At 63.0% G+C, this 26685-nt stretch carries 24 protein-coding genes and 1 pseudogene; 17 read left to right on the forward strand and 8 right to left on the reverse strand.

All coding sequences use genetic code 11. The features are described 5' to 3' along the window. The 7 genes from IPK59_11160 to IPK59_11190 all read right to left on the reverse strand — a co-directional run bounded on the left by IPK59_11160 (position 1) and on the right by IPK59_11190 (position 9426). Positions 1–939, reverse strand: coding sequence for an ABC transporter permease (locus IPK59_11160; GenBank protein MBK8159285.1), 939 nt, complete (start codon positions 937–939; stop codon positions 1–3). A 3-nt stretch (positions 940–942) separates the two neighbouring features. Beyond that, on the reverse strand, positions 943–1992 hold the full coding sequence (locus tag IPK59_11165) for an ABC transporter permease (protein MBK8159286.1): 1050 nt from the start codon (positions 1990–1992) through the stop codon (positions 943–945). Continuing rightward, positions 1982–3541, reverse strand: coding sequence for an ABC transporter ATP-binding protein (locus IPK59_11170; GenBank protein MBK8159287.1), 1560 nt, complete (start codon positions 3539–3541; stop codon positions 1982–1984). Before IPK59_11170 ends, IPK59_11165 begins: the two co-directional genes overlap by 11 nt. Then, on the reverse strand, positions 3541–4551 hold the full coding sequence (locus tag IPK59_11175; GenBank protein ID MBK8159288.1) for a BMP family protein: 1011 nt from the start codon (positions 4549–4551) through the stop codon (positions 3541–3543). The genes IPK59_11170 and IPK59_11175 overlap by 1 nt, the downstream gene beginning before the upstream one ends. 216 nt (positions 4552–4767) lie before the next feature. Beyond that, on the reverse strand, positions 4768–6519 hold the full coding sequence (locus tag IPK59_11180; protein MBK8159289.1) for an MASE1 domain-containing protein: 1752 nt from the start codon (positions 6517–6519) through the stop codon (positions 4768–4770). A 256-nt stretch (positions 6520–6775) separates the two neighbouring features. After that, positions 6776–8053 (reverse strand): NAD-dependent dihydropyrimidine dehydrogenase subunit PreA, encoded by a 1278-nt coding sequence (gene preA / locus IPK59_11185; GenBank protein MBK8159290.1) that lies wholly within the window; start codon positions 8051–8053, stop codon positions 6776–6778. 11 nt (positions 8054–8064) lie between these two features. After that, positions 8065–9426, reverse strand: coding sequence for an NAD(P)-dependent oxidoreductase (locus IPK59_11190; protein MBK8159291.1), 1362 nt, complete (start codon positions 9424–9426; stop codon positions 8065–8067). A 350-nt stretch (positions 9427–9776) separates the two neighbouring features. On the opposite strand from IPK59_11190, the gene IPK59_11195 reads away from it, so the two are divergent. The 10 genes and pseudogenes from IPK59_11195 to IPK59_11240 all read left to right on the forward strand — a co-directional run bounded on the left by IPK59_11195 (position 9777) and on the right by IPK59_11240 (position 16529). Beyond that, positions 9777–10283, forward strand: coding sequence for a hypothetical protein (locus tag IPK59_11195; GenBank protein MBK8159292.1), 507 nt, complete (start codon positions 9777–9779; stop codon positions 10281–10283). Between the two features lie 54 nt (positions 10284–10337). Further along, a complete protein-coding gene (locus tag IPK59_11200; protein MBK8159293.1) occupies positions 10338–10823 on the forward strand; it encodes a hypothetical protein in 486 nt (161 codons plus the stop codon). Positions 10824–10835: 12 nt separating this feature from the next. Beyond that, positions 10836–11522: a hypothetical protein gene (locus IPK59_11205; protein MBK8159294.1), complete on the forward strand. Its 687-nt coding sequence runs from the start codon at positions 10836–10838 to the stop codon at positions 11520–11522. A gap of 397 nt (positions 11523–11919) precedes the next feature. Next, positions 11920–12102, forward strand: coding sequence for a DUF1127 domain-containing protein (locus IPK59_11210; protein MBK8159295.1), 183 nt, complete (start codon positions 11920–11922; stop codon positions 12100–12102). Positions 12103–12330: 228 nt separating this feature from the next. Continuing rightward, positions 12331–13479 carry an AGE family epimerase/isomerase gene (locus IPK59_11215; GenBank protein MBK8159296.1) on the forward strand — a complete coding sequence of 383 codons (1149 nt, stop codon included), beginning with the start codon at positions 12331–12333 and terminating at the stop codon, positions 13477–13479. Between the two features lie 302 nt (positions 13480–13781). Next, positions 13782–14461, forward strand: a pseudogene (locus IPK59_11220) (TetR family transcriptional regulator C-terminal domain-containing protein). A 4-nt stretch (positions 14462–14465) separates the two neighbouring features. Continuing rightward, positions 14466–15029: an NAD(P)H oxidoreductase gene (locus IPK59_11225; protein MBK8159297.1), complete on the forward strand. Its 564-nt coding sequence runs from the start codon at positions 14466–14468 to the stop codon at positions 15027–15029. A gap of 3 nt (positions 15030–15032) precedes the next feature. Beyond that, positions 15033–15407: a hypothetical protein gene (locus IPK59_11230; protein MBK8159298.1), complete on the forward strand. Its 375-nt coding sequence runs from the start codon at positions 15033–15035 to the stop codon at positions 15405–15407. Positions 15408–15487: 80 nt separating this feature from the next. Then, complete coding sequence (locus IPK59_11235) at positions 15488–15919, forward strand: hypothetical protein (protein MBK8159299.1); 432 nt, start codon at positions 15488–15490, stop codon at positions 15917–15919. Positions 15920–16028: 109 nt separating this feature from the next. Continuing rightward, positions 16029–16529, forward strand: a complete 501-nt coding sequence (locus IPK59_11240) for an SRPBCC family protein (GenBank protein ID MBK8159300.1) — start codon at positions 16029–16031, stop codon at positions 16527–16529. 174 nt (positions 16530–16703) lie between these two features. On the opposite strand, the gene hydA is transcribed toward IPK59_11240, so the two are convergent. Continuing rightward, positions 16704–18164: a dihydropyrimidinase gene (gene hydA, locus IPK59_11245; GenBank protein MBK8159301.1), complete on the reverse strand. Its 1461-nt coding sequence runs from the start codon at positions 18162–18164 to the stop codon at positions 16704–16706. Between the two features lie 533 nt (positions 18165–18697). On the opposite strand from hydA, the gene IPK59_11250 reads away from it, so the two are divergent. The 7 genes from IPK59_11250 (at position 18698) to IPK59_11280 (ending at position 26677) form a co-directional block, all read left to right on the forward strand. After that, complete coding sequence (locus IPK59_11250; protein ID MBK8159302.1) at positions 18698–19561, forward strand: trypsin-like peptidase domain-containing protein; 864 nt, start codon at positions 18698–18700, stop codon at positions 19559–19561. Between the two features lie 224 nt (positions 19562–19785). Beyond that, complete coding sequence (locus IPK59_11255; GenBank protein MBK8159303.1) at positions 19786–20766, forward strand: hypothetical protein; 981 nt, start codon at positions 19786–19788, stop codon at positions 20764–20766. Positions 20767–21046: 280 nt separating this feature from the next. Further along, positions 21047–21943, forward strand: a complete 897-nt coding sequence (locus IPK59_11260) for a DMT family transporter (GenBank protein MBK8159304.1) — start codon at positions 21047–21049, stop codon at positions 21941–21943. Positions 21944–22088: 145 nt separating this feature from the next. Then, positions 22089–22925 (forward strand): ABC transporter permease, encoded by an 837-nt coding sequence (locus tag IPK59_11265; protein MBK8159305.1) that lies wholly within the window; start codon positions 22089–22091, stop codon positions 22923–22925. Continuing rightward, on the forward strand, positions 22925–23845 hold the full coding sequence (locus IPK59_11270; protein ID MBK8159306.1) for an ABC transporter permease: 921 nt from the start codon (positions 22925–22927) through the stop codon (positions 23843–23845). Before IPK59_11265 ends, IPK59_11270 begins: the two co-directional genes overlap by 1 nt. Positions 23846–23867: 22 nt before the next feature. Then, positions 23868–25562, forward strand: a complete 1695-nt coding sequence (locus tag IPK59_11275; GenBank protein MBK8159307.1) for an ABC transporter substrate-binding protein — start codon at positions 23868–23870, stop codon at positions 25560–25562. 56 nt (positions 25563–25618) lie between these two features. After that, positions 25619–26677, forward strand: coding sequence for an acetamidase/formamidase family protein (locus IPK59_11280; protein MBK8159308.1), 1059 nt, complete (start codon positions 25619–25621; stop codon positions 26675–26677). Positions 26678–26685: the final 8 nt, after the last annotated feature.

Genomic DNA, 26685 nt, shown 5'->3' on the forward strand with positions numbered 1-26685 from the left:
TTACCTTTCCCCCTTGCGATAGGGGATCATCAAGGCGCGCGGATAACCCGCACGCCGCGCCATGGTGATGAGGGCGAGAATGGAGAGGACATAGGGCAACATCAGGAAGAACTGATAAGGCACACCGGCCACGATCTGCTGCAGCCGCAGCTGATAGGCATCAAAGGCCGCGAACAGGATGGCGCCGAGCAACGCCTTGCCCGGCCGCCAGGATCCGAACACGACCAGCGCGATGGCAATCCAGCCGCGGCCGTTGACCATGTCGAAATAGAAGGAGTTGAACGCCGACATGGTGAGGAAGGCCCCACCCAGCGCCATGAAGGCGCTGCCCACCATGACGGCGCCGATGCGCAGTAACGTCACGTCAATGCCCTGCGCCTCGACCGCCGCCGGGTTCTCGCCCACCATGCGCACCGCCAGGCCCACCGGCGTCCGGTAGAGAATGTAGGCGACCACCGCCACCGAGACAAAGGCGAGATAGGTGAGCGGCGTCTGGTTGAACAAGGCCTCGCCCAGGAACGGAATCTCCGAGAGGCCCGGAATAGCCAAGGGCTGGAACGGCTCGATCTTGGGCGGGCTGGTCACTTCCGGCAGCGCGACGCGGTAGACATAGGAGGTAAGCGAAGTCGCGAGCAAGGTGATGCCGATGCCGGTCACATGCTGCGACAATCCCAAGGGCACGACGAGCAGCGCATGCAACAGCCCGAACGCAGCCCCCGAGGCGGCCGCGACCGCCACACCCGTCCAGAGATCGCCACCCATATAGACCGTGAACCAGCCGGTGAAGGCGCCCACCGTCATGATGCCTTCAATGCCAAGATTGAGCACGCCGGCACGTTCGCAGATAAGCTCGCCCAATGTCGCAAAGATGAGCGGCGAGGCGATGCGCAAGGCAGCTGCCCAGAGGCTCGCGGTGAAGATGATCTCAAGCGCTGCCATGGCTCACTTCCACCGCAGGCGGAAACGCGTGAACAGCATGCCGACCACCATGGTGAGCAAGGCTGTGGCCACCATGACCTGGGCAATATAGCTGGGGACACCCGCCTGCCGGCTCATGGCATCCGCGCCGACGAACATGGCCGCGACAAAGATCGCGGCCGCGACCACGCCCAGGGGATGCAGCATCGCCAGCATGGCAACCACGATCCCCGCATAGCCGAAGCCGGGCGACAGATCGAGGGTGAGGTTGCCCTTGAGGCCGATCACTTCCGACACACCGGCCATGGCCGCAAGCCCGCCGGAGAGCAGCGCCACCTTCACCATGACGAGGTCGACCTTCATGCCGGCAAAGCGGGCCGCGCGCGGATTGAAGCCGACCGCGCGCATTTCATAGCCATGGATCGTGCGCGTGTTGATGAACCAGACCAGGGCCGCCATGGCAAGGGCCAGGGCAAAGCCCAGATGCAGGCGCTTCCCCGCAATGATCTTGGGCAGTTGCGCCGCCTCGATGACTTTGCGTGATTGCGGCCAGCCCATGCCCATCGGGTCCTTGAGCGGCCCTTCCAGCAGGAAAGAGACGAACAGCAGGATGATGAAGTTGATGAGCAGGGTGGTCACCACCTCGTCGACGCCGAAGCGCGTCTTCATGAGGGTCGGCCCCAACAGCAGCACGGCACCGGCCAGGGCGCCGGCAATAAGCAGGACCGGAATGAGGATGGGACTAGGCAGCGGCAGCAAGCCAGTGCCGAGCAAGGCCGCCATGATGGCACCGCCATAGAATTGCGCCTCGCCGCCGATGTTCCACAGCCGCGCGCGGAACGCCACGGCGGCGGCAAGGCTGGTGAAGATGAGGGGCGTCGCCCGGGTCAGTGTCTCGAAGATCGCGAATTGCGATCCCAGCGCGCCCTTGATGACGAGGCCGAAGACGCCGAACGGATCGGCCCCGCTCCATAGCACGAGGAGGGCTGCGACGACCAGGCTGGCGGCGATGGAAGCGGCCGGCGCCGCCAGCCACAGGACCCAGGGCGTTTCCAGGCGTGGTTCAAGCCGCATGATCTGCCTCATGATGGGCAAACCCATGTCCCGCCATCATCAAGCCGATCTGCTGCACCGAAAGATCGGCGCGCGCCATCGGTGCCGAGATCTGCCCGCGATAGATGATGGCGATGCGGTCGCTCAAGGTCAGCAACTCGTCGAGATCCTCCGAGATCAGCAGGATGCCGGCGCCCCGCTTGCGGGCATTCAGCAATTGTTCATGCACATAGCCGACCGCGCCGATATCGAGACCGCGCGTCGGCTGCGCCGCCAGGATGAGCTTCGGATTCCCCGCCATCTCGCGGCCCAGGATCAGCTTCTGCATGTTGCCGCCCGAGAGCAGCCTTGCCGTCGCCTGAGGCCCCGGGCAGCGCACGTCGAAACCGGCGATGATGCTTTCCGCGAAGTTGCGCGCCGCCTGCCAGTCGATGAGCTGATGCTTCGAGAAGGGCCGTTCGCGATAGCGTTCACTGATCATGTTCTCGGTGATCGACATGTCGCCGATGAGGCCCACCGCATGGCGGTCTTCCGGGATGCGGCCCACACCGCGCCCGACCATGGCCGACGCGTCGGCATCCCCGATCCTTTCGCCAAACAGCGTGAAGGTCCCGGCACTGGCCGAAACCAGGCCGCTCAGCAATTCGGCAAGGGCCGCCTGGCCGTTGCCGCTCACCCCGGCGATGCCGAGGATCTCGCCTTCATGGAGGGAGAGATCGACGGATTGCAGCTCGTTGCGGCCATGGCTGCCGGCAATCGTCACCCCGGCGAGATTGAGGAGTTCTGGCCCCGCCGATTGCGGCTCGACCTTGGGGACCGGAATCGGCCGACCCACCATCAATTCGGCAAGATCCTGGCGCGTGGCGCCCTCCGTCTCGCGGCCACCGACCAGGCGCCCCTGGCGCAGCACCAGCACCCGGTCGCTCACCGCCAGCACTTCATGGAGCTTGTGGGAAATGAAGATGATGGCAAGCCCGCGCGCCACCAGTTTTTCCAGCGTCGCGAACAGGCCCTCGCTTTCCTGCGGTGTCAGCACCGCCGTCGGTTCGTCGAGGATGAGAATGCGGGCATTGCGATAGAGCGCCTTCAGGATCTCGACCCGCTGCCGCTCGCCGACCGACAGATCCGCGATGCGCGCCTCCGGGTTCACGCCAAGCCCAAAATCAGCAGCGAGCTGTGCGATGCGCTGCCGTGCCGCCGCCGCTTGCGACCGCCAGGACCAGAGCGATTCCGTGCCGAGCACGATGTTGTCGAGCACGGTGAGATTGTCGGCGAGCGTGAAGTGCTGATGCACCATGCCGATCCCGGCCTCGAGCGCGGCACGCGGACTGCCGGGCGGCAGCGCCTGGCCAAAGGCCGTGATCTCTCCCGCATCGGCCACGTAATGGCCGAACAGGATGTTCATGAGCGTCGTCTTGCCGGCGCCGTTTTCGCCCAGCAAAGCCAGCACTTCCCCGCGATGGAGCTCGAAGCTGATCCCGTCATTGGCCTTGAGCGGTCCGAAGCTCTTGGAAATGCCGGCCAGCCGGAGGACCACATCCTCCGGCTGGCCATTCACCATCTCTGGCATCAGCTTGATTTCGGCTCGTTATCGTCGATCGTGACGGTAAAGGCGCCGCTCTTGATCTCGGCCTCGCGCGCCTGGACCTTGGCGACGATCTCCGCCGGCACCTTGCCCTCGAAGGTGCCCAAGGGCGCCAGGCTGCAGCCACCCGCCTTCATGAACGACAGGGCGCCGTAATCGTCGGCGGCGAAGCTCTTGTCTTTCACCTTGGCGATGGCCTGGTCCAGCGTCGGCTCGAAATGCCACAAGGCGGAAGCCACGACGGTATCGGGATATTCGGCCTGGGTGTCGATCACATTGCCGACCGCCAACACGCCCTTTTCCTTGGCGGCATCCGACACGCCGAAGCGTTCGGCATAAAGGAGGTCAGCCCCCGCATCGATCTGTGCCAGCGCCGTTTCCTTGGCCTTGGGCGGGTCGAACCAGGAGCCGATGAAAGCCACCTGGAACTTGGTGTCGGCCCGCACTTCCTTTACACCCGCCATGAAGGCGTTCATCAGCCGGTTCACTTCCGGAATGGGATAGCCACCGACCATGCCGATATTGCCGCTCTTGGTCATGGCGCCGGCGATCATGCCGCTCAGATAGGAGGCATCCTGGATGTAATTGTCGAAGGTGGCAAAATTGGACAAGGCCCTGTCCGGCTTGAACGATGAGCCGATCAGGAATGCGACGTTCGGATAATCCTTGGCGACGGCGCGCGCGGCATCCTCGACCGCGAAGGCTTCGCCGACGATCAACTGATGGCCGGCCTCGCAATATTCGCGCATGACGCGTTCGTAATCCGTGTTGGAGACCTTCTCCGAGAACACATACTCGATATCGCCGCGGTCCTTGGCGGTCGTGGCGGCCTTGTGGATGCGGCTCACCCATTGCTGTTCGATGGGCACGGTATAGATCGCCGCCACCTTGATGGCACCTTCCGCGCGCGCAAGGCGCGGCAATACGGTGGTGGCGGAAAGGGCCGACAGTGCGGCCGAAGCATGCAGAAATGCACGTCGCGTTACCCGGATCATAGCCTTCTCCTGCTATAGAATTATGTCGCGTTTTTTGGCAGTTACCCCGTGGAGGCGAGCCCACCCGACGGCCAGGGGGTAAAAGCGGCCGAAATCTGGTCGGGTGCAAGTGCGGCGCGAGAGCGTTTTAAACTCCGGCCGCCTATCAAACTCGCGTCATGATAGTTTCATAATCGCAAGTGACCGGCAACGGTTTTTCGCAGATGCGAATGCCCTTCAGGCGGCCTTCGGCGCGGGTGGGAAACTGATCCGAACCGTGGTGCCCTTGGCGGGCGCGCTGGTGATCGAGAATTTGCCGCCATGCAATTCCGCAAGGCGCACGACGATGGAAAGGCCGAGGCCCGTGCTGCCCTGCTGCTTGCGCCCGGTACCGGTCTGCTCAAAGGGCAGCAGCACGCGGGCCAGCTCCTCCTCGCTCATGCCGACGCCGTCATCGACCACTTCCAGCACGCCGGCCCCATCGGCCAGCGACATCAGGCGAATGTCGATCTGCCCGCCCGCCTCGGTGAACTTGACCGCGTTGGAGAGGAGGTTGAGGAGGATCTGCCGCAAGGCCAGTTCATCGGCATGAAGCGTCACCTCGGCCGGGGCGACCACGCCGAGCTGCAGGTTCTTTTCCGCGGCGCGCGGCGCCAGCATGGCCAGGCAGGCCTCGACAACAGCGCGGGCATCCAGCATCTGCGGCTCGATCCGCCGCTTGCCGGCCTCGATCTTGGCATGGTCCAGGATCTCGTCGATCATGCCAAGGAGCAGCGAACCGCTGGCATGGATGTGATTGGCATAGTCACGGCTGCGATCCTCGCTCAGTGCCACCCGGCCGCTGCCGCGCAGCAGATCGGCAAAGCCGATGATGGCGTTGAGCGGCGTCCGCAAGTCATGGCTGGCGGTGGCGAGCAGCATGCTTTTCGCCCGCGTAGCCGCCTCCGCCGCACGCCGCTCGCGGAACAAGGCGACGATGGTGAGCGTCGTCATGGTGAGGAGCACGATGAGCTCGCCGGCCATCTGCAGCGGGTTGATGCTGGCCGGCGCATGAAACGGTCCCATGCCGGCGGCGGTCCCCGCCATGGCGATGACAGAGGCCAGCGAGACCAGCGTATAGGCCGCGCGCAGCGAGGTGTTGAGCGCGATCCAGGAGAGCGGCACTACCAGCAGGAAAGGCAGGGTCGCAAACAGCGCGATGGGTGCCGGCGGCAGGGCGAACAGGGAAACGACGATGATGGCGACGCCGAGCCACACGATCCGGTCCTGGCGGGTGAGCGCCCGCGAACTCTCCTCCGGCACCCGCTCCCCGCCCAGCCACATGAGCAGGCAAGGCGCAAAGGAGAGCGTCCCGCCGCTGTCGCACAGCCACCAGCTCACCCAGGTCCGCGTGATGGCGGTGATGTCGGATGGGCCGGTCAGGTTCAGGGCCAGGGTGCCGCCCGTCGCGGTGAAGACCGGATGCAGCAGCACCGCGCAGAAGATGAACGCGACCACGCCGGCGAAACTGCTGAACAATGCCGTGCTGCGGTTCAGCCGACGCAGCAGGACGACGGCCAGAATCGGCCCCAGCGCATTGCTGAGGGAGATGATGCTGGCCACCAGCAGGCTCGAGTCGAAGAAGCCATAATTGATCAGGAACGATCCCAGGAACAGGCCGGGGAAAAAGCGCCAGCCGCCCAGCATGGCGGCCACGATGGCGATGCTCGCCGGCAGCCAGATCGGCGCTGGGAAGAGGCCATAGGCCGCGAAATATTTGCCGACGGCGAGGCCGAGCAGGAAATAGAGCAGGGCCGCCGCGAGATTGCCCCCGAGGCGCGGCAGGAACCCGCCATCGGCGCGCAGCATTTCGGTCCAGGCCGGCAGGACAGGCTGGGGCGGGACCCGATCCGCCCCCGTACCGATCATGGCCGTCCCGATCATGGCGGTCCCCATCATCGCTGCCGTATCGCCCGAAACCGTCACTCCCGAGACCGTCACCATCGACATCACAACCCGTCACTCCACGTCCCATACCGCGCTGACTGGCTGAATAATCCCATTCTTACAGTGAGATAACCGAGTACCGGCGCCGTATGACGATATTGACCTCAAAGCCATTAAATAGGAATGAAGAGGCTGGTGAAATAGGCTTTTCGCTGCGGGGAAACGCCCCTGGCTCACACCCTGCCGAGGAAGCCTCCGCAACAAATAAGGCCGGCGCTTGCGCACCGGCCTTTGGCCTTGATGACATGGTTTTCAGCGGCTATTCCGCCGCCTTCTTGCGCATCGGGTTCCGGGGGTCCTGGGTCCAGTTGAGATAAGGCTTGCCGGTATTCTGCGGCACCATGGTGATGACATTGGGCACCGGGCAGGCGTGGTAGCAGAGGTTGCAGCCCACGCATTCCTCATCGATCACCTCGTAGCGGCGCTTGCCGTCCACGCGCTTGGCACTGATCGACTGATGCGAGGTGTCCTCGCAGGCGACATAGCAGAGCCCGCACTGGATGCATGTTGCCTGGTCGATATGGGCGATGGTCTTGAAATTGATATTGAGCTGCTGCCAGTCGGTGACGTTGGGCACGGCCTTGCCCCGGAAATCCTCGATCGTCCGATAACCCTTCTCGTCCATCCAGTTCGAGAGGCCACTCGCCATCTCCTCGACGATGCGGAAGCCGTAATGCATGGCCGCCGTGCAGACCTGGACATTCCCGGCCGACATCGACATGAACTCGGCGGCGTCCCGCCAAGTACCGATGCCGCCGATGGCCGAGATCGGCAAGCCATGGGTCGCCGGATCGCGCGCGATCTCCGCCACCATGTTGAGGGCGATGGGCTTCACCGCCGGGCCGCAATAGCCGCCATGGGTGCCTTTGCCGTCGACCACGGGGGTGGGCGCCATCGCATCCAGATCGACCGAGCAGATCGAATTGATGGTATTGATGAGCGAGACGGCATCCGCCCCGCCTTGTCTCGCCGCCTGCGCAGGCTTCCTGACATCGGTCACATTGGGCGTCAGCTTGACGATGACCGGCATGCGCGTGTGCTGCTTGCACCAGCGCGCGACCATCTCGACATATTCCGGCACCTGGCCCACGGCGGCCCCCATACCGCGTTCCGACATGCCGTGCGGGCAGCCGAAATTGAGCTCGATCCCGTCGGCTTCAGTGTCCTCGACCCGCGCCAGGATGGCCTTCCAGGCGGCCTCCTCGCAGGGCACCATCAGCGACACCAGCATCGCGCGGTCTTTCCAGTCGCGCTTTACCCGCTTGATCTCCTGCAGGTTGATGTCCAGCGGCCGGTCGGAGATGAGCTCGATATTGTTGAAGCCGATCATCCGGTCGGGCCCGAGATGCATGGCGCCGTAGCGCGAACTCACATTCACCACGGGCGGATCTTCGCCCAGCGTCTTCCACACGACGCCACCCCAGCCGGCCTGGAAGGCGCGCACGACATTGTATTCCTTGTCCGTCGGCGGCGCGGAAGCGAGCCAGAACGGGTTGGGTGATTTGATACCGATGAAATTCGAGCGGAGATCAGCCATCATTCCCTCCCTTACGCTTCGCCGCGCAGATACGCGTCGATCGCAATCGCCGCGTCGCGACCGTCGGCGACAGACTGCACCGTGAGATCAACCCCCGAATTCACGCAATCGCCACCGGCGAACACGCCTTTGATCGAGGTCGCGAAATCCTCATTCACGGCGATCTTGCCGCCGGCCATGTCGAGCACATCCTTGGCCTTGCCGTTGAGCGGGTCGGCCACCAGGGTCTGCCCGATCGCCTTGAACACCGTGTCGCACAGGATCGAGTACGTCTCGCCGGTCCCCATCAGGCGGCCCCTGTCATCAAGCTGGGTGTATTCGAACGCGATCTCGCGCACGGCACCCTTGGCGCCAAACAGCTTCACCGGCCGCGCCCAATGCTTGATCCTGACCCCGTTCACCTGGGCAAATTCCTGCTCGTGATGGGTGGCACTCATATTGTCCGGCCCGCGGCGATAGACCAGCGTCACATCCTCGGCGCCGAGGCGCTTAGTCTGGATAGCGATGTCGATCGCCGTGTTGCCGCCGCCGATCACCACGACCTTGCGGCCGACCGGCAGGCTGGTCTTGTCCTTGGCCTGGCGCAGCCGCGAGATATAGGCCACCGCATCCTCGACGCCCGCCAACGCCTCGCCCTCGGCGCCCAGCGCATTGACGCCGCCAAGCCCCATGGCCAGGAACACGGCATCGTGAGACTTGCGCAAGGATTCCAGTGTCACGTCGCGGCCCAGGGCCTGGCCGGTCTTCACCGTGATGCCGCCAAGCGCCAGGATGAAGGAGACTTCCGTCTGCGCGAAATCATGCACCGTCTTGTAGGCGGCGATGCCATATTCGTTGAGTCCGCCCAGCTTTTCGCGCGCTTCGAACACGGTGACCTCATGACCAAGGCGCGAGAGGCGATGCGCGGCCGAGAGGCCGGCCGGTCCGCCGCCGACCACGGCAACTTTTTTCCCGCTCGAAGGGGCGCGCGTGAAAGGCTGCTTGCCGGTGGCCACCAACGCATCGGTCGCAAAGCGCTGCAGCGCGCCGATGGCGACCGGCTTGTCTTCCGAATGATTCCGCACGCAGGCGTCTTCGCACAGGATCTCGACCGGGCAGACACGGGAGCACATGCCGCCCATGATATTGGCTTCCAGGATCGTCTCGGCAGCGCCGATCGGATCACCCACCGAGATCGAGCGGATGAAGCTCGGCACATCGATGCTGGTCGGACAGGCCTCGATGCAGGGCGCGTCATAACAATAGAAACAGCGGCTGCTTTCGACGAGCGCGCGCTTATGGTCCAGCGGTGGCTTCACATCATCGAAATTGGCCGCCACTTCGGCGGCGGTGAGGCGACCCGCACGGATATCTGGCGCGGCATGCTCGCTCATGGGCGTTCCTCCCGGTTGGCAAAAGCTCAATCCCTGGCCGGATCGCCCTTGCATCCTCAGTTCAACAGCGGGATGCGGCTTATAGGATGGCGATCGGCTACCTATGCGCATCATCAAAACACATTCTTTCCAGACGGTCAATTAAAGTTGACCGATTGGTTAGATTGCAGATCGGCATGCCACCCTCGGTTGAAGTGCGGAAATTTCTCCGATTGTGATTCCCTCGACACGTTGGTATACTCAGGGTTGTGTGACCGTTAATATTAACTATTATTAAATCGACAATCCTTGCGACGGCGAGGCGTCATGCAATCTCAGGTGAGTGCTGGTAGCGGCTGTTGGGGCGACGGATGACGGGCCGGCATGTGACGGGTGTGGGCATCCCTTCCAGCATCCGCGCGGCACTGCTGCTTGGTGCCAGCCTGGTCAGCAGCGGATGCGCGGTCGACCAGATGGGGGCCATTGCCAGCAGCGTGCATCGCGCCGACGGTGCCTGGGTGGTCGATGTCTATTCGCTGGGCGGCTATGTCCGCAGCCGCGCCGATGATCCGGGCCTGCAGCTTGGCTTCGGCCGCCGCAGCTATGTGTTCGATCTGCGGGATGACCAGGAGTTGACGCCGGGCTGGCATTTTTTCGCGGTCGACCTGCTCGACCGGCCGGCCGTGGCGACCGATAGCTGGACGGTGGGGTTGGAAATGGGATTGGCACGCGACGACCTGTCGGCGAATGCGGGCCTGATCGCGACCACGCGAATGGCGCGCCTCGATGCGTCGGAAAGTGTCGCCTACGCTCTCAGTTACCGGCCGTCACAGCCGCAGGCGACACGCTTTGCCTATCTCAGTTATCTCGCGAATTAGGACGTGCAACCGATTTGATCATTTGACGCTTAACATCGGCAGGGGGAGTTCAGCATGCTTGCAATCGGCATGACGTCCATCCGGGGAACGGTGGCAGCAGGCGCCGCCCTGCTCATTCTCGCCCCGCTCCTCGCCGCCTGCGACGCCACCAACCTCTATCTCGGCCACCGCACTGTCGTCGGCGTCAACGCCGCGGTCAATCAGGACCAGACCACCGGCCATGTCATCATCGGCTATGACCGCAAATTCGGCGCCATCGTGCCCGTCTCGGCCCCGCCCACTGCAAACAAGAACGTCACCCCGAACACGGATGCCCGCGAAGCGATGTCGGTGCTGTCCTGCTCTGAGCTTGAAATCGACGGCATCTTCCTGACCGGCTTCAAGGAATATCTGGCAACCGGTGCTGCGGCGACGGGGTTTGCACAGGCAATCAAGACCAAAGAGCAGCGGGCGGCCATGAAGGAGATCTTCGATTGCTATGACGACGAAGTGGCCAAGAACGCCGATACCGCCGGGTCCACGCCGGCACCCCAGCCATAAGGAACTGATGCCATGGCGCTCGCTCCTTTTCATCGCCTTTCCATCCCGCTCATCATCGTCGCGGCGGCGATCCTGCTCAGCGGCTGTCACAAGACCCTGGTCTATGGCGAACAGACCGGATTCAATCTCGCCATCCAGGTGAACGACGACCCCAAGACGCCGGTCCAGGTCAATGCCGGATTGAAGCGGACCGTCGGGCAATTGACGCCGCCGACCTCGCTGGAGGCCGACGCCAATGGCAACAAGACCAACAACGATGCCGTCAGCACCTTCTCCGGCTTCCGCCTGAACTACGCGAAGGATGGCTGGTTCATGGGCGACCTGACCATCAAGACGCAGTTTGCGACGGGCGCTGCCGCCAACGCATTGTCCGATGATCCGGAGGCGGTCGCGGCCTTCCTGTCCGCCGACTATGAGCGGACCGAAGAGCATGTCGACGAAGCGCGGATCGCGCGCGTCAAGGCGATCGCACAGGTCATCAAGGACAGTGCGCTTCTGCCGGACGACAAGGCAAAGCTGCTTGCCTGCAATCCACCCCTCGTCAACATCGAGGCAAGGAACGCCACCGAATTCGACGCGGAATGCCAGCGCACGGCGGATGCCGAGGTGGCGCGGAAATATCTGCTGTTCCAGGCCGGCATGGGCGACCGTACCGACGCACAGCTCGAAGCCTGGGAGAAAGCACTGGCAATGGAATAGCGGTCATCCACGATCGGGCCGCAATCGAAGAGGGAGGTCGTCATGCCAGCCAAATTCAAGCGCACCGAGAACTACCCAAAATCAACCCGTCGGGAGGACCTTGAAAGGAATTGCGAATTGCTGAAGGAGATGGGGGCCGCCAGTTGTGTAATCAGGAAACGGGAAGACGGCTGGACGGTCACGACGGAGTGGACCAAGACACCCCCCGGCAACCCCGCGTTCAACTAGCTTCAGGCGATTTTTGCCCGTTTTGTTGGTTGGTTCGACCAATCTGTGAACGCCGTCACAGCCAGATTTCCAGAAACTGCTATCTCCAGACTCTGCGGGGCGCGGCACTGTTGCCGGCCCCGGTTTGGTCCAGGAGATAAAGATGACGAGTACGGTTCTCCCACGCCATATGCGGCGCACCTGGTTGATTGGCTTGGGCACATGGCTGCGCCGGCTGATCGAGGCCCATCGTCGGCGTCGGGACGTGGCCAGGCTGGAATCCCTGCCCGATCACATGCTGCGCGATATCGGCATCAGCCGGTCCGAGATCGACCGCTCGGTACGCGAAGGCCGCGATAATCGCGCCGCCTGAGGCTGCCCTGTCCGAGGCATAAGCTGCCCTGCAGGGGCCACGAACGGTTTTTTGCATCGACAAGGGGGCGGTGGGCCGCAATGCTGTCGGCCCGCCCTTCCCTGACGGGGATGGGCGTTGAACCACCCGCCCGTCCGATGATGCGAGGAATCCGATTTGACCCTGCCCGTGCCGCCCGTCAGGAGTTTTCGCGACCGCGCTTTCCTGCTGGGCCATATCGCCAAGACCATGGCCTTCTATCATCCCCGCGCGATCGACAAATCCGGCGGATTCTTCCATTTCCTGAAGGATGACGGCAGCATCTATGATGCCACCACGCGGCATCTGGTGAGTTCGACGCGCCTCGTCTTCACCTATGCCATGGCCTATCGGCAGTTCGGCGACAGCGCGTATCAGAACGGGCTGCGCCATGCGCTGTCCTTCCTGCGCGATGCCCACCGCGACCCAGGGACCGGTGGCTATGCCTGGACGCTCACATGGCAGGACGGCCGCAGTCACGTGCTCGACGGCACCAATCATTGCTACGGCCTGGCCTTTGTCGTGCTGGCCTATGCCCATGCGATCATGGCCGGCGAAGACTCGGCACGCCCCCATCTCGCCGAAACCTTCGACCTCATGGAGAGGCGCTTCTGGGAGCCGCGACACGGCCTCTATGCCGACGAGGCCAGCGCCGATTGGTCCATCACCTATCCCTATCGTGGGCAGAACGCCAACATGCATGCCTGCGAGGCGATGCTGGCGGCGTTCGAGGCAACGGGTGACACGCGCTATCTGCACCGTGCCGAAACGCTGGCCCACAACATCACGGAACGCCAGGCAGCCTTGGCGGGCGGCATGATGTGGGAGCATTACCACGCCGATTGGTCGGTCGATTGGGATTACAACAGGAACGACAAGAGCAACATCTTCCGCCCCTGGGGCTATCAACCCGGCCACCTCACCGAATGGGGAAAGCTCCTCCTCATCATGGAACGCCACAAGGCGCATCTCGCCGGGCCCGCCGATTGGTTGGCACCGCGCGCGAAGCAGCTCTTCGACACGGCACTCGCCAAGGCCTGGGACCAGGAGAATGGCGGCATCTTCTACGGCTTCGGCCCGGAAGACGAGATCTGCGACAGCGACAAGTATTTCTGGGTCCAGGCCGAGACACTGGCCACCGCCGCCCTCCTCGCGACGCGGACTGGCGACGATGCCTATTGGCACTGGTATGACCGGATCTGGGATTATAGCTGGCGCCATTTCGTCGACCATGAACACGGCGCCTGGTACCGCATCCTCACCCGCGACAACCGCAAATACTCCGACGAGAAAAGCCCGGCCGGCAAAGTCGACTACCACACGATGGGCGCCTGCCATGAGATCCTGAATGTGGTTTGAGACCCCTCACCCCAACCCTCTCCCCGCAAGCGGGGCGAGGGAGTTTCGATCGAGTTTGCTACAAAGCCCCTCGCCCCTCTGGGGAGAGGGGTTGGGGTGAGGGGTTTTTTCAGAACGCCCTCACCTCTAAGCCGTTCCAAATCCATCATTTATAAAAATCTGACCGATGAATTGTCCGGCCGGTAAAACAATCCGGTTGAGACATCGCCCCGATCCGGTTTTACTGACCCCAAGCTTGGCCCAGAAATCCCGCAAAGGACGAGATGCCGGGCAGCAGGGGCATTTGGGTGGGGGAAGCTGTGATGACCGAATCGTCGGGCGACGAATCCAATCTCGATACCGAAGACGGCGCTGTCGGCATCCGCGCCCGCAGCCGCGCCCGCATCGAAGCCAGCATCCGCAAGGCCGCCGAGGAAGTCTTCGCCGAAATGGGCTTCGAGGGGCCTCGACCAGCCTCATCGCCAAGCGCGCCGGGCTGCCCAAGGCCAACCTTCATTACTATTTCAAAACCAAGAACGACCTTTACCAATTCGTGCTGCGCGACATCATCGAGCTGTGGCTGAACACGGCGCAGGAGATCCAGCCGGAGGCCGACCCCGCGACGGCGCTTGCCCACTATATCGGGCAGAAGATCGACCTCGCCCGCGACCGGCCCATTGCCAGCCGCGTCTTTGCCAACGAGGTGCTGCATGGCGCCCCCCGCTTCGATCGCTTCATGCGGCAGGATCTGAAGGATTGGGTCGAGCGCAAATCGGCCATCATCGAGACCTGGATCAGCGCCGGGCGCATCGACAAGATCGATCCCAAGCACCTCTTCTTCATGATCTGGTCGACGACCCAGACCTATGCCGATTTCGCGACCCAGATCGCCGCCGTGCTCGGCCGCCGCGAACTTATCGACGCCGATTTCCGATTGGCGGCCCAGCAGATCACGACGATCATCCTCAAGGGCTGCGGCCTCACCGAGCCGCAGAACATCTGAGCCGATGAAGATTCTCGTCATCTTCGATCATCCCAGGCGAGATTCCTTCGCCGGTGCAGTCCTCGATCGCTTCGTGGCCGGGCTCGTCGCCGCCGGCCACCAGGCCGAAATCGCCGATCTGCACCGCGAAGGCTTCGACCCCGTTCTCCCGGTGGCGGATGAACCGGATTGGGACGATGGCAACAAGGTCTACAGCCAGGCCGTCCTCCAGGAACAGGCGCGGATCAGCCGCAACGACGCGCTCGCCTTCGTCTTTCCGGTCTGGTGGTGGTCCTTCCCCGCCATGACCAAGGGCTGGATCGACCGCGTCTGGAACAATGGCTGGGCCTATGGCGACCGCAAGCTGCCGCATAGCAAGGCGCTCCTCATCGGCACGGCGTCGGGCGACGAGGCCGGCTATAAGAAACGCGGCTATGACACCGCCATGCGCACCCAGCTCCTCACCGGCATCATGCATTACTGCGGCATCCCGCAGGCGGAGCTGCACCTCCTCTATGACGTAATGGCCAGTGCCGACATGCGCGACGGTTATCTCGCCGAAGCGGAAAAACTCGGGAAGAGCTTCTGACCCATGACCGGTCTCGTCCGCATGTGGCGCCGGACCTGGTCGCTGGCGATCTGCGGCCTCGCCTGCTTAAGCGCGCCCGCCTTCGCCGAGACCGGACAGACCTGCATGGCGACCGACGCCGAGAACCACGCGGCCTGCCTCTCGATGATCGGCGCGGTGCGCGAGCTGGCGCAGGGTGACGGCATGGCGGATCCGGCCTGCGTCGCCGACGATCTTGCCACCACCGAGGCGGTCATCGACTGGATCAGGTTGCATCCCGAGCGTGCGGGCAACGATCTCGCCGTCCTCATTCGCGAGGCGCTCATCACCGTCGACCCTTGCGCCCGCGGCGCCCTTATCCCCGCCCTGCCGACACCGGACCCGCTCGATGCCGATTGACAAAGCGCCAGAAAATTGACGCTTTCCCATACCCGCCTTGCTAAACTCCGGCACCCTCTTCAGCACCGAGCCTCATCTTCATGACCCCCAGCGACATCCGCGCCTTCTTCGACGGCTATGCCCGCGCTTTCACCGCGCAGAACGCCGTTGCCATCTGCGACCATTATGCCTTTCCGGTGCAGATCCTGTCCGAGGACACGGGCTATGTCTTCCGCACCAAGGAAGAGATGCTGGCCGACATGACCGGCTTCGTCGCCTTCTACGACAAGGTCGATTTCGCCGAGGCGCGCATCGCCAAATTCGCCTTCCAGCCCCTGTCGCCGACCTTCGGCCAGGCCCATCTCGACTGGGCGCTCATCAACAAGTCGGGCGGGCCGATCATCGACTTCCACACTACCTACACTTTGCGCCTCGACGGCAAGGGCAGCGCCACGGCTCCCGCCATCATCGGCATCCTCGCCCATTCCGAGGACAGCGCCTGGAAGCAGCGCGGCGTGCCGGTCGACTGGTAGGCTAGCGATTGTTGCGCCGACATCACTGGCGGGATCAAACCGCCATGCTGCTGACAGAATCTGACACTCCCCCCGGCTAGGCTGCCCTTCCAGATATGAGGAGGATGCCATGCGCCGCTATTCCTACGAAACTCACAGCCAACTGCCCGCGGAACAGCTTTTCCGCGCCTTCAGCGATGTCGCGGCCTGGCCGCAATGGGATGACGAGATCGAGGGCATCGAGCTTGACGGCCCGGCCGAACCCGGCAGCGTCTTTGCGCTGAAGCCGCGCGGCCGCGATGCGGTGAAGCTGCGGGTCGAGGCCATGATCGAGCCCTATCGTTTCCGGGACGTGGCCTATCTGCCGCTGGCCCGCCTGCGCACGGAACACGCCTTCATCCCGACGAAGGCGGGCACCCTGATCAGGAGCACGGTCGAGATCCGCGGACCGCTCGCCCGTTTCTGGGACCGGCCGCTGGCGCGGAGCTATGCCGAGGGGGCGGCAAGGCAAACCAGGAGCTTCCTCGCCTTCGCCGCGAACTGGAATCCGCCCATCGCCAACGAGAATTCAGCGCAACGGGAAACGGCCGCGCTGGAGGCACGGCCGTTTCCCTTCTATACTGCTTGCTAGAGCGACCCCCTCACCCCAACCCCTCTCCCCGCTGTCGGCGAAGGCCGACATTCGTCGGCTGCGGGGCGAGGGGCTAACAGTCACGCTCGGTCGGAACTCCCTCGCCCCTCCCGTCGGCGAAGGCCGACATTCGTCGGCTGGGCGGGGAGAGGGTCGGGGTGAGGGGCGCTTGTCTTACTCCGCCGCCTTCTCCTGTTTGCGCGCGACGGGCTTGGGTGCCCGCAGCGCGTTGACCTTGGCGACGGCGTCGAACATGGCCGGGAAGGTCGGGCGGTCGATATAGCGGCCGGCGCCCCGCTCGACCTTCAACTCGCCTTTCTCATAGACGACTTTGCCCTGGGAGATCGTCACGGACGCATTGCCGGTGACGCTCATCCCTTCGAAGATGTTGTAATCGACCTTCTGGTGATGGGTCTTGGCCGAAATGGTGCGCGTGGCCTTCGGGTCCCAGACCACAATGTCGGCATCGGCCCCCACGGCAATCGCACCCTTGCGCGGATAGATGTTGAAGATCTGCGCGGCGGCCGTCGAGGTCACGCGCACGAATTCCGAGGGCGTCAACCGCCCGGTGCCGACCCCGTGATGCCACAGCACGGACATGCGGTCCTCGACACCGCCGGTACCGTTGGGGATCTTGGTGAAGTCGTTCTTGCCCGCCGCCTTCTGGTCGGCGCAGAAGCAGCAATGATCGGTCGCCGTGGTGTGGAGATTGCCCGATTGCAGCGCCCGCCACAGGATTTCCTGGTTCTCCTTCGGCCGGAAGGGCGGGCTCATGACATGGGCGGCCGCCACCGCGAAATCGGGATGGCGATAGACGCTGTCATCGATGAGGAGATGACCCGCCAGCACCTCGCCATAGACGCGCTGGCCTTCATTGCGCGCGCGCGTGATCGCCTCGACCGCTTCCTTGCAGGAATTGTGGACGATATAGAGCGGATTGCCGATCACCTGCGCCACACGGATGGCGCGGTTGGCAGCTTCGCCCTCGACCTCGGGCGGCCGCGACATCGGATGGCCTTCCGGACCGGTGATGCCCTTCTTCAAGACCTCCGCCTGCAGGTGATAGACCAGCTCGCCATTCTCCGCATGCACGGTCGGAATGGCGCCCAGCTCCAGGCAACGCGCGAAGCTCAGCACCAGGTTTTCATCCGGCACCATGATCGCGTTCTTATAGGCCATGAAATGCTTGAACGAGTTGACGCCCTTCTCGCGCGTGAGCACGCCCATCTCCTCGCGGACCTTGTCGGACCACCAGGTGACGGCGACATGGAAGGAGTAATCGGCACAGGATTTCTCGGCCCATTCGCGCCACTGGTCATAGGCGGAGAGCAGCGAGGTCTGCGGCGCCGGGATGACGAAATCGATGATCATGGTGGTGCCGCCAGCCAGCCCCGCCGCGGTGCCGCTGAAGAAATCCTCGGACGCCACGGTGCCCATGAAAGGCAGCTGCATATGCGTGTGGGGATCGATGCCGCCCGGCATCACATACTGCCCGCCGGCATCGACAATGCGCGCTCCCGATGGCGCTTCGAGGTTCGCACCGACGGCCTTGATCTTGCCGCCCTCGCAATAGACATCGGCACGGGTTTCGCCCTCGGCATTGACGACGGTCCCACCACGAATCAGCAACGACATCGCGCACTCCCTTGGCTTGTCTGACCCCTTCGCGCGCGCCATTCGCGACCGCGTCCCTCGGGGTCCTGGCTGTCCTTGCGGCTGAGTATGTCAGCTCGCGCCCGCGGGCCAAAGCCACGCGGCCGTTTCTTGATCATTCGGTCGAGTATGGTAACGGAAAATGGCGATGCTGGAAAGGGTTGGATGCGCCGGCGGTTGCATTAGGCGCCGTAATTAATAATTGTGCATCTGTGTATGCCCAGCCATTGTTCAAGCGCCTGCCCGTCGCAAGAGAAAATCTGGTCGAACCAGCCTGAAGGTGTATGGCGTTGCCGGACGGACAAGGATAGCCAGCCGACGCCACATTGTAATTGCTCCGTCGTCATCCTCCGCGAAGGCGGAGGACCCACGAGTTACTTTCTTCAAGTCGCTGGCAATTTCGTGGATGGTCGGCCTTTGCCGACGATCGCGGATAGTAAAGATAGGGACAGAACGTGTGATGGTCTTGGCCGGGTTGTGAACCGGCAATCCATTTTTTCTGAGGTACCTGCAAAATGCCGAAGCTGCCATCAGAAGTACTCAGTTCAGTATTTTACCTTTACGGAACTCGCGAAGCTGCGGAAAAGGGCGAGTCCTTCGGCGGAACCGGGTTCCTGGTATCCTACCCAACTGGGTTACCAGATGGCTCATCCTTCGTGTACGGCGTTACCAATTGGCATGTTGCCGTCCAGTCAGGAGCCTCAGTCGTCCGACTAAATAAGATCGGTGGGGGCGTAGATGGCATTGAACTCGATCCAGCGGACTGGGACTTCAAGCCTCAGTGGCACGATCTAGCAGTTGCAAGTATTCCTCTAAGTCAAGAAGTTCATCAAATCAAATCGCTCGGCCTAGCAATGCTGCTAAGCGACACCGATATCTTAAAATATGGCATCGGTCCGGGTGATGATGTCTTTATGGTTGGCCGGTTTGTTGACCATGACGGCTCAGAGAGTAACGTTACAGCAGTACGCTTTGGCAATATTAGCACTATGCCACAATCGATCCGCCAAAACACCGGATCCACGGAGAAGAGCTTCATTATCGATATGCATTCCCGAACTGGCTACTCTGGTTCACCGCTGTTCGTCTATCGAACTATCGGCACCGATCTAACGGCGAAGCCCCTTGAGATCGGACCAGACAAGATGTTTCTAAAAGTGCTCGGGATACATTGGGGCCAATTTCCGGAGCTGTGGGAGATAAGGACCGGAGCTGAGCCGCTTCCGCATGGCGCTGAGATCTCGGCAGATTCGAAATATGTAACTGGGATGAGCGGAATGACGCTGGCCATTCCAGCTTGGGAGATTAGAAACCTGCTCGAAATGCCGAGCTTGAGGCAGCAAAGGGCGAGAACGCTTGCCACAATAGCCAAATCATAACATTGCGATGCCTAAACATTTCAAAGATCGCAGCAGCGAAAAAGAGGTGGATACACGGCACCTTTCTTTGCAGCGATTCATCACGCCTCGTTCAAGAAAGCTGACAACTTGAGCGGCGCTATACGAGCCAGAACCAAGCCCTCTTCATCGAAACATACTTGGCGATCAGAAAATAGGACTCTGACTCTGAATCTCTTATGTCCATGCGGGAAACTAGATCCACTATGACCGCCCGGCAAGTCTGCCACGTTCGCGGCTTTGATCTCGGTTGCGTCATGTCGCATCGGGATATGCTGCGTGCGCTGGACGGGCTGAAGGAGGCGTATCCGGAATTGCTCTTCTTCGCACCGGCGGATTTCCGTGCGACATGGCGGCGGACGGGTTATCCAAAAGCCTGGTTGTCGGAAGATCGACCGTCGAATGACCTGACGACCTTCTACTACGATGCCGCGAGTTGCTTCACAGCACTCAAAGAAGAGCAGGTCGCGTTCCAGCGGGCGCCCGCGATCAGGATGGCGATGCGGGCGCCGTGGCCGGAAGAGATCGCTTCCGGCGACGCGATGCGGATGCGCGGCGGCAACACCAGCGGTCACGTGACATACAACGACGATGATCCAACACTTTGGCGCCAAAAAGGCCGGCTCGTCGACATGACGGTACCTGCCATCGAACCGAAGACGGTTCTATCGGTCGAGTCCAATTCGAACAGGTGGTTGTTGCAGCCGCCGCCCATACCATCGCGTCTGAAATTCACGCCTGAGAGCTTCGGCGCAGCGCAGGAGATAGATTCCCTCTCCCAATTTGCCCAGGCCTTCACCTGGTACAATGTTGACGATCCGGAGATTGCCGCTTTCATGGCGACCTTCAAGCGTCTTTTCAACAAACAGGTGACGACGCGCGTTGCCATGTACGATCCGGCGACCGGTCGCTTTCTCGATCGACACCGCGGCCACTATAGGCAACATGTCGGCCGGGATTTGCTGCGCTGGCTTTGCCATCATCCGGACGTGTTTGAGGGGATCACGCATCTCGGTGCCGACAATCCCGGTTTCGAGGGGCGGCTGGCCGCGTATGGCCCGGCGCCGGATTTCAAGGCAGAGGTGTTTCTGGAGGAAGGATTGCCGATCGACGATATCGACGGGCTGACGGTTGAGGAGCGTGACCGGTTGTTGCGGCGGCATGAAAAGAAGATGAAGGGGCGCTGAACGCAAGAGACGCGGCGTCAGCCATCACTGGAGCCCCCCACCCAACCCTCCCCCCCAAAACTTGCACTATTCCGCCATTGCCGCCGCCCGCGCCGCTGTGCAGACTGCGCGCTCTGGCGCCCGGATCTAGGGCGTAACGGGGACGGCGTCCAATCCGCCCGCCCCATCATCCTGAGCGTGTATTTTGGCGACATCGGAACATTCGGGGCTGGTCGGGGCGAAGGGACATACCCCCATTCCCGGCATCCTGTGCCTCTGCGCGGGCGCTTCGATCTTTTCCATGCAGGACGTCGTCATCAAGCTGATGAGCGGCGGCTATCCACTGTCCGAAGTGCTGACCGTGCGCTGCCTGGTGGCCTGCGTGCCGCTGGCGATCCTGCTCCATTTCGGCGGCGGCGGCCTGCGCGCGCTGAAATCCGGGAAACTGGGCCTGCTGCTCATCCGCTCCGCCATGCTGCTCGTCTCCTACACCACCTACTATCTCGCCATGGCGAGCCTGCCTTTGGCGGTGGTGGTGGCCCTGTTCTTCGCAGCCCCCTTGTTCATCGTCCTCCTCTCCGGCCCGTTCCTGGGTGAGGTGGTGCGGCCCAGCCAGTTCGTGGCGGTCCTCATAGGGTTCCTGGGCGTGCTGGTGATCTGCCTCGGCCCCTATTTTGCCGACGCCGCCCCCGGCGCCGAGGCCGCTGCCCTGTTCGAGCCGGCAGCGCTCCTCGCACTTGGCTCCGCCCTCTTCTACGGCGCCTCCGCCCTGATGGCGCGGAAGCTCGCCGATACCGAGAGCGGCGCCGTCATGGCGAGTTTCCAGAATATCGTCTTCCTCACCGGTGCCAGCCTCATTGCGCTCACCACCAATATAGGCGCCGATCTTTCGACCGGCATTGCCGATGAGAGCCTGCAGTTCCTGCTGCGCCCCTGGGTGATGCCGGGTACGCACGACCTGCTGCTCATCGCCTCCACGGGCCTCGTTGGCGCCTGCGGCTCGTTCCTCCTCACCCAGGCCTATCGCCTCGCTGAAGCCAATGTGGTGGCGCCGTTCGAATATGTCTCGATCCTGCTTGCGGCATTGCTCGGCTGGTGGATCTGGGACGAGGTGCCGAGCCTTGCCACCTATGCCGGCATCATCCTCATCATCGGCGCCGGCCTCTATGTGCTGCGCGGGAAGCCGGATGCGATCTGACGCAGCCCGATGCAGGCAACTGGGCACAGCGTATCGATACAATTCCGCGCCCGCCCGACCTTGGCCGCCGCCGAGACCGCTTGATCGCCCATCGCCCCCGCTCTATGTTCCAGCGAAATTCTGAACCAACTTCAAGAAAATACCCATGGTCATCGGCGCGATCCTGAAGCGCAAGCTGGCGCTGCTCGGTCTCATCATCATCGCCGTGTTCGCCACGGCGGCGATCCTGGCGCCGTGGCTCGCCCCCTATGATCCGACCGTGACACCGGACATCACCCTCCTCCATCCACTGCCGCCCAGCACCCAATACTGGCTGGGCACCGATCTCCTGGGGCGCGATTTCCTCTCGCGCCTCATCCACGGCGCCCGCGCCACCCTCATCATCGGCGTGGTGGCCAACGGCATCGCGGTCGCGATCGGCGCGCTCATCGGCGTCACCGCGGGCTATCTGCGTGGCCGGGTCGGCTCTGCGCTCATGCGCTTTACCGACCTCATGATGGCCTTTCCGGCCCTGCTGCTCGCCATCCTGCTCGCCGCCATGTTCAAGCCCAGCATCTGGATCGTGGTCATGGTCATCGCCATGGTGAGCTGGGTGCAGCTCGCCCGCGTGGTCTATGCCGAGACCGTGTCGCTGGCCGAGCGCGAATATGTGGTGGCCGTCCGCGCCATCGGCGCCTCCACAATCCGCATCCTCTTTCGCCATATCCTGCCGCATCTCGTCCCCACCCTCATCGTCTGGGGCACGCTCGGCATCGCCACCACCTCGCTCTTCGAGGCGACCCTGAGCTTTCTCGGCATCGGCGTGCAGCCGCCGACACCCTCCTGGGGGAACATGGTCAACGAGAACCAGACCTATTTCGAAAGCGCCCCTTGGCTGGTCTTCATCCCGGGAGCGGCGATCGGCCTCCTCGCCCTCTCCTTCAACCTCATCGGCGATGCGCTCCGCGACATCCTCGATCCCACCCTGCGGGGACGTCACTGATGGCCGGCTATCTCATCCGCCGCATCATCCAGGCGCTCCTCACGCTGATCGGCATCAGCCTCATCACCTTCCTCATCCTGTTCCTGCTGCCGGCCGATCCCGCGCGCCAGGTTGCCGGCCGCACCGCCAGCGTCGAACAGGTCGAACAGGTGCGTGCGCAATTGGGCCTCGACCTTCCGCTCTGGCAGCAATATGGCCGGTATGTTGCCAAGCTTGGCGTCGGCGATCTCGGCCGCTCCTATGAACAGCGCACGGAGGTCTCGGCTCTGGTGGCCTCGCGCCTCCCCGCCACCCTCTGGCTGATGCTGGCGGCGATCGTCTGCGAGCTGGCCATCGGCCTGTCGGTGGGCGCCATCGCCGCCTTCCGGCGCAACAGCCAGCTCGACCGCCTGGTCATGTTCGGCGCCTTCGCCTTCGTCTCGACGCCGCAATTCCTGCTCGGCTACACGCTGCTCTATGTCTTTGCCTTCTGGCTCGGCTGGTTCCCGATCGGCGGCTATGGCAGTTTCAGCCATGTCGTGCTGCCGGCGCTGACCCTGGGCCTGCTGGGTGGCGGCTGGTATGCGCGCATGATGCGCTCCAGCGTCATAGAGGTGCTGCGCCAGGATTTCGTCCGCACCGCGCGCGCCAAGGGGCTGTCGCGTGCCCGCATCATCTTCGTCCATATCGTGCCCAACGCCATCCTGCCCATCATCGCCATGATCGGCATCGATATCGGCATCTTCATGAGCGGCATCGTCGTGGTGGAATCGGTGTTCGGCTGGCCCGGCATCGGCCAGCTCACCTGGCAGGCCATCCAGAAGGTCGACTTTCCCATCATCATGGGCGTGACGCTGGTCTCGGCCTGTGCCATCGTCCTTGGCAATCTGCTGGCGGATCTGGCCGCACCGCTGATCGACCCCAGAATCAGACTCAAATAGACCTATGGACAGGAGGACTTCAATGAACCGTCTACTGGCATCCGCCTCGATCGTGACGCTGCTGGCGCTCGGCGCCTGCGGCGAGGAAAAGAAAGAAGAAGCGCAACAGGCAGCCCCCGCCGCCAGCAACACCACGGCAACGACCGAAGCGGCGCCGGCCACCGCCGAGATCAAACAGGGCGGCAGCATGATCGTCACCTTCAAGGACGATCTCCCCACCCTCGACCCCGCCGTCGGTTATGACTGGAAGAACTGGTCGGTGATCAAGAGCGTGTTCGACGGGCTCCTCGACTACAAGCCCGGCACCACCGAGATCGTGCCGGACCTGGCCGAGAGCTTCGAGACTTCCGCCGACGGCCTCACCTACACCTTCAAGCTGCGCCAGGGCGTCAAGTTCCATAACGGCCGCGAGATGAAGGCAGCCGACGTCAAATATTCGTTGGAGCGCATGATCAACCCGGCGACGCAAAGCCCGGGTGCGGGCTATTACGCCGGCATCAAGGGCTTTGCCGAATTCCAGGGCGGCACCGCCACGGAAGTGGCCGGCATCACGACACCCGACGATTACACCGTGAAGCTCGAGCTCACCGCGCCTGATGCCACCACGCTCCATCTGCTGGCGCTCAACTTCTCCTTCGTGGTGCCCAAGGAAGAGGTCGAGAAATCCGGCCTCGATTTCGGCAAGAAGCCGGTCGGCACCGGCGCCTACAAGGTCACCGAATGGACCTCGGGCCAGAAGATCGTGCTCGACCGCAATGCCGATTACTACAAGGCCGGCCTGCCGCGCCTCGACAAGATCACCTTCGAGATCGGCCAGGAGCCGGTCGTGGCACTCCTGCGGCTGCAGAAGGGCGAGATCGACATCGCCGGCGACGGCATTCCGCCCGCGAAGTTCGAGGAGATCATGAACGATCCGACCTCGAAGGATCTGGTCATCACCGCCGACCAGCTCCACACCGGCTATGTCGCCATGAACGTCACCATGAAGCCGTTCGACAATGTGGCCGTGCGCCAGGCCGTCAACATGGCGATCAACAAGGAGCGCATCGTGAAGTTGATCAACGACCGCGCGGTCGTTGCCAATCAGCCGCTGCCCCCCGCCATGCCCGGCTACGACACGGCCTATAAGGGCTACGCCTTCGACGTCGAGGGCGCCAAGGCGAAGCTGAAGGAAGCAGGCCTCGAGGCCGGCTTCGAGACCGACCTCTATGTCATGAACACCGACCCGCAGCCGCGCATCGCCCAGGCGATCCAGCAGGATCTCGCCGCCATCGGCATCAAGGTCAATCTCAAGAACCAGGACATGGGCACCGTGATCGCCGCCGGCGGCAAGAAGGACGGCGCGCCGATGATCTGGTCGGGCGGCATGGCCTGGATCGCCGACTTCCCGGATCCCTCCAACTTCTACACCGTGATCCTGGGCTGCGGCGGTGCGGTCGAGGGCGGCTGGAACTGGTCCTGGTATTGCAACGAGGCGCTCGACAAGCGCGCCGCCGAAGCCAATGCCATGACCGATCCCGCGAAAGCCGGCGAACGCGCCATCGCCTGGGGCAAGATCTTCACCGACCTCATGGCGGATGCGCCCTGGGCGCCGGTCTTCAACGAGAAGGCCTATGTCGTGCACAGCAAGCGCGTGGCCGGGCCTAACGGCGTCTTCGCCGATCCCATCCACATCCCGGTCAATTACGACGAAGTCTATGCGACCGATGTGAAGTAACGGCGCGGGAGCCGGCTCAATGCCGGCTCCCTTTTCTTTTCGGCAATGAGGTCATCATGAGCGGTTCGCACGGCCATCCGGCACACACCATCCACCGCCACCATCATCACCATGGCTGGGACAATTCGATAAAGCCCGTGCTGACCGTGGCACCAGGCACCGTGGTCGAGCTGGAAACCATCGACAGTTCCGGCGGGCAGATCACGCCGTCCTGGACAGTGGCCGACATGGGCAAGCTCGATTTCGCCAAGGTCAATCCGACCACGGGGCCGATCTATATCGATGGTGCCGCCCCCGGCGATGCGGTCAAGGTGACGCTCCTCTCCTACAAGCCTTCCGGCTGGGGCTGGACCGCGAACATCCCGGGCTTCGGGCTCCTCGCCGACCAGTTCAAGGACCCGGCGCTCCATATCTGGAAATACGATGCCACGAGCCTCGCCCCCGCCATGTTCGGCAACATCGCGCAGGTGCCGCTGAAACCCTTCGCCGGCACGATCGGTCTGGCCCCTGCTGAAGCCGGCCTTCATTCCGTCGTGCCGCCGCGCCGCATGGGCGGCAACATGGATATCCGCGACATGGCCGCCGGTACCGAATTGCTGCTGCCGGTCGAGGTCGCTGGCGCGCTGTTCTCGCTCGGTGACACCCACGCCGCGCAAGGCGATGGCGAGGTCTGCGGCACCGCCATCGAAAGCCCAATGGACGTCACCGTGAAGCTCGATCTGGTGAAAGGCGCCAACATCAAATTCCCGCAGTTCCGCACGCCCGGCCCGGTCACGCGCCACTTGGATGCCAAAGGCTATGACGTCACCACCGGCATCGGTGCCGATCTGATGGAAGGCGCCAAGGCCGCGGTCAGCGGCATGGTCGATCTTCTCACCAAACGCCACAAGATCAGCGCGGTCGAGGCCTATATGCTGTGCTCGGTCTGCGGCGATCTCCGCATCAGCGAGATCGTCGACATGCCGAACTGGGTCGTCTCCTTCTACTTCCCCGCGTGGTGCTGGATTGATGGCAGCGCCCTCACCCCGACCCTCTCCCCGCAAGCGGGGCGAGGGAGTTTCGAGCGAGCTCGCCATAAAGCCCCTCGCCCCTCTGGGGAGAGGGGTTGGGAGTGAGGGTCTAC

It is taken from the genome of Rhodospirillaceae bacterium (genome assembly GCA_016712715.1).
Classification (GTDB): Bacteria; Pseudomonadota; Alphaproteobacteria; order Dongiales; family Dongiaceae; genus Dongia.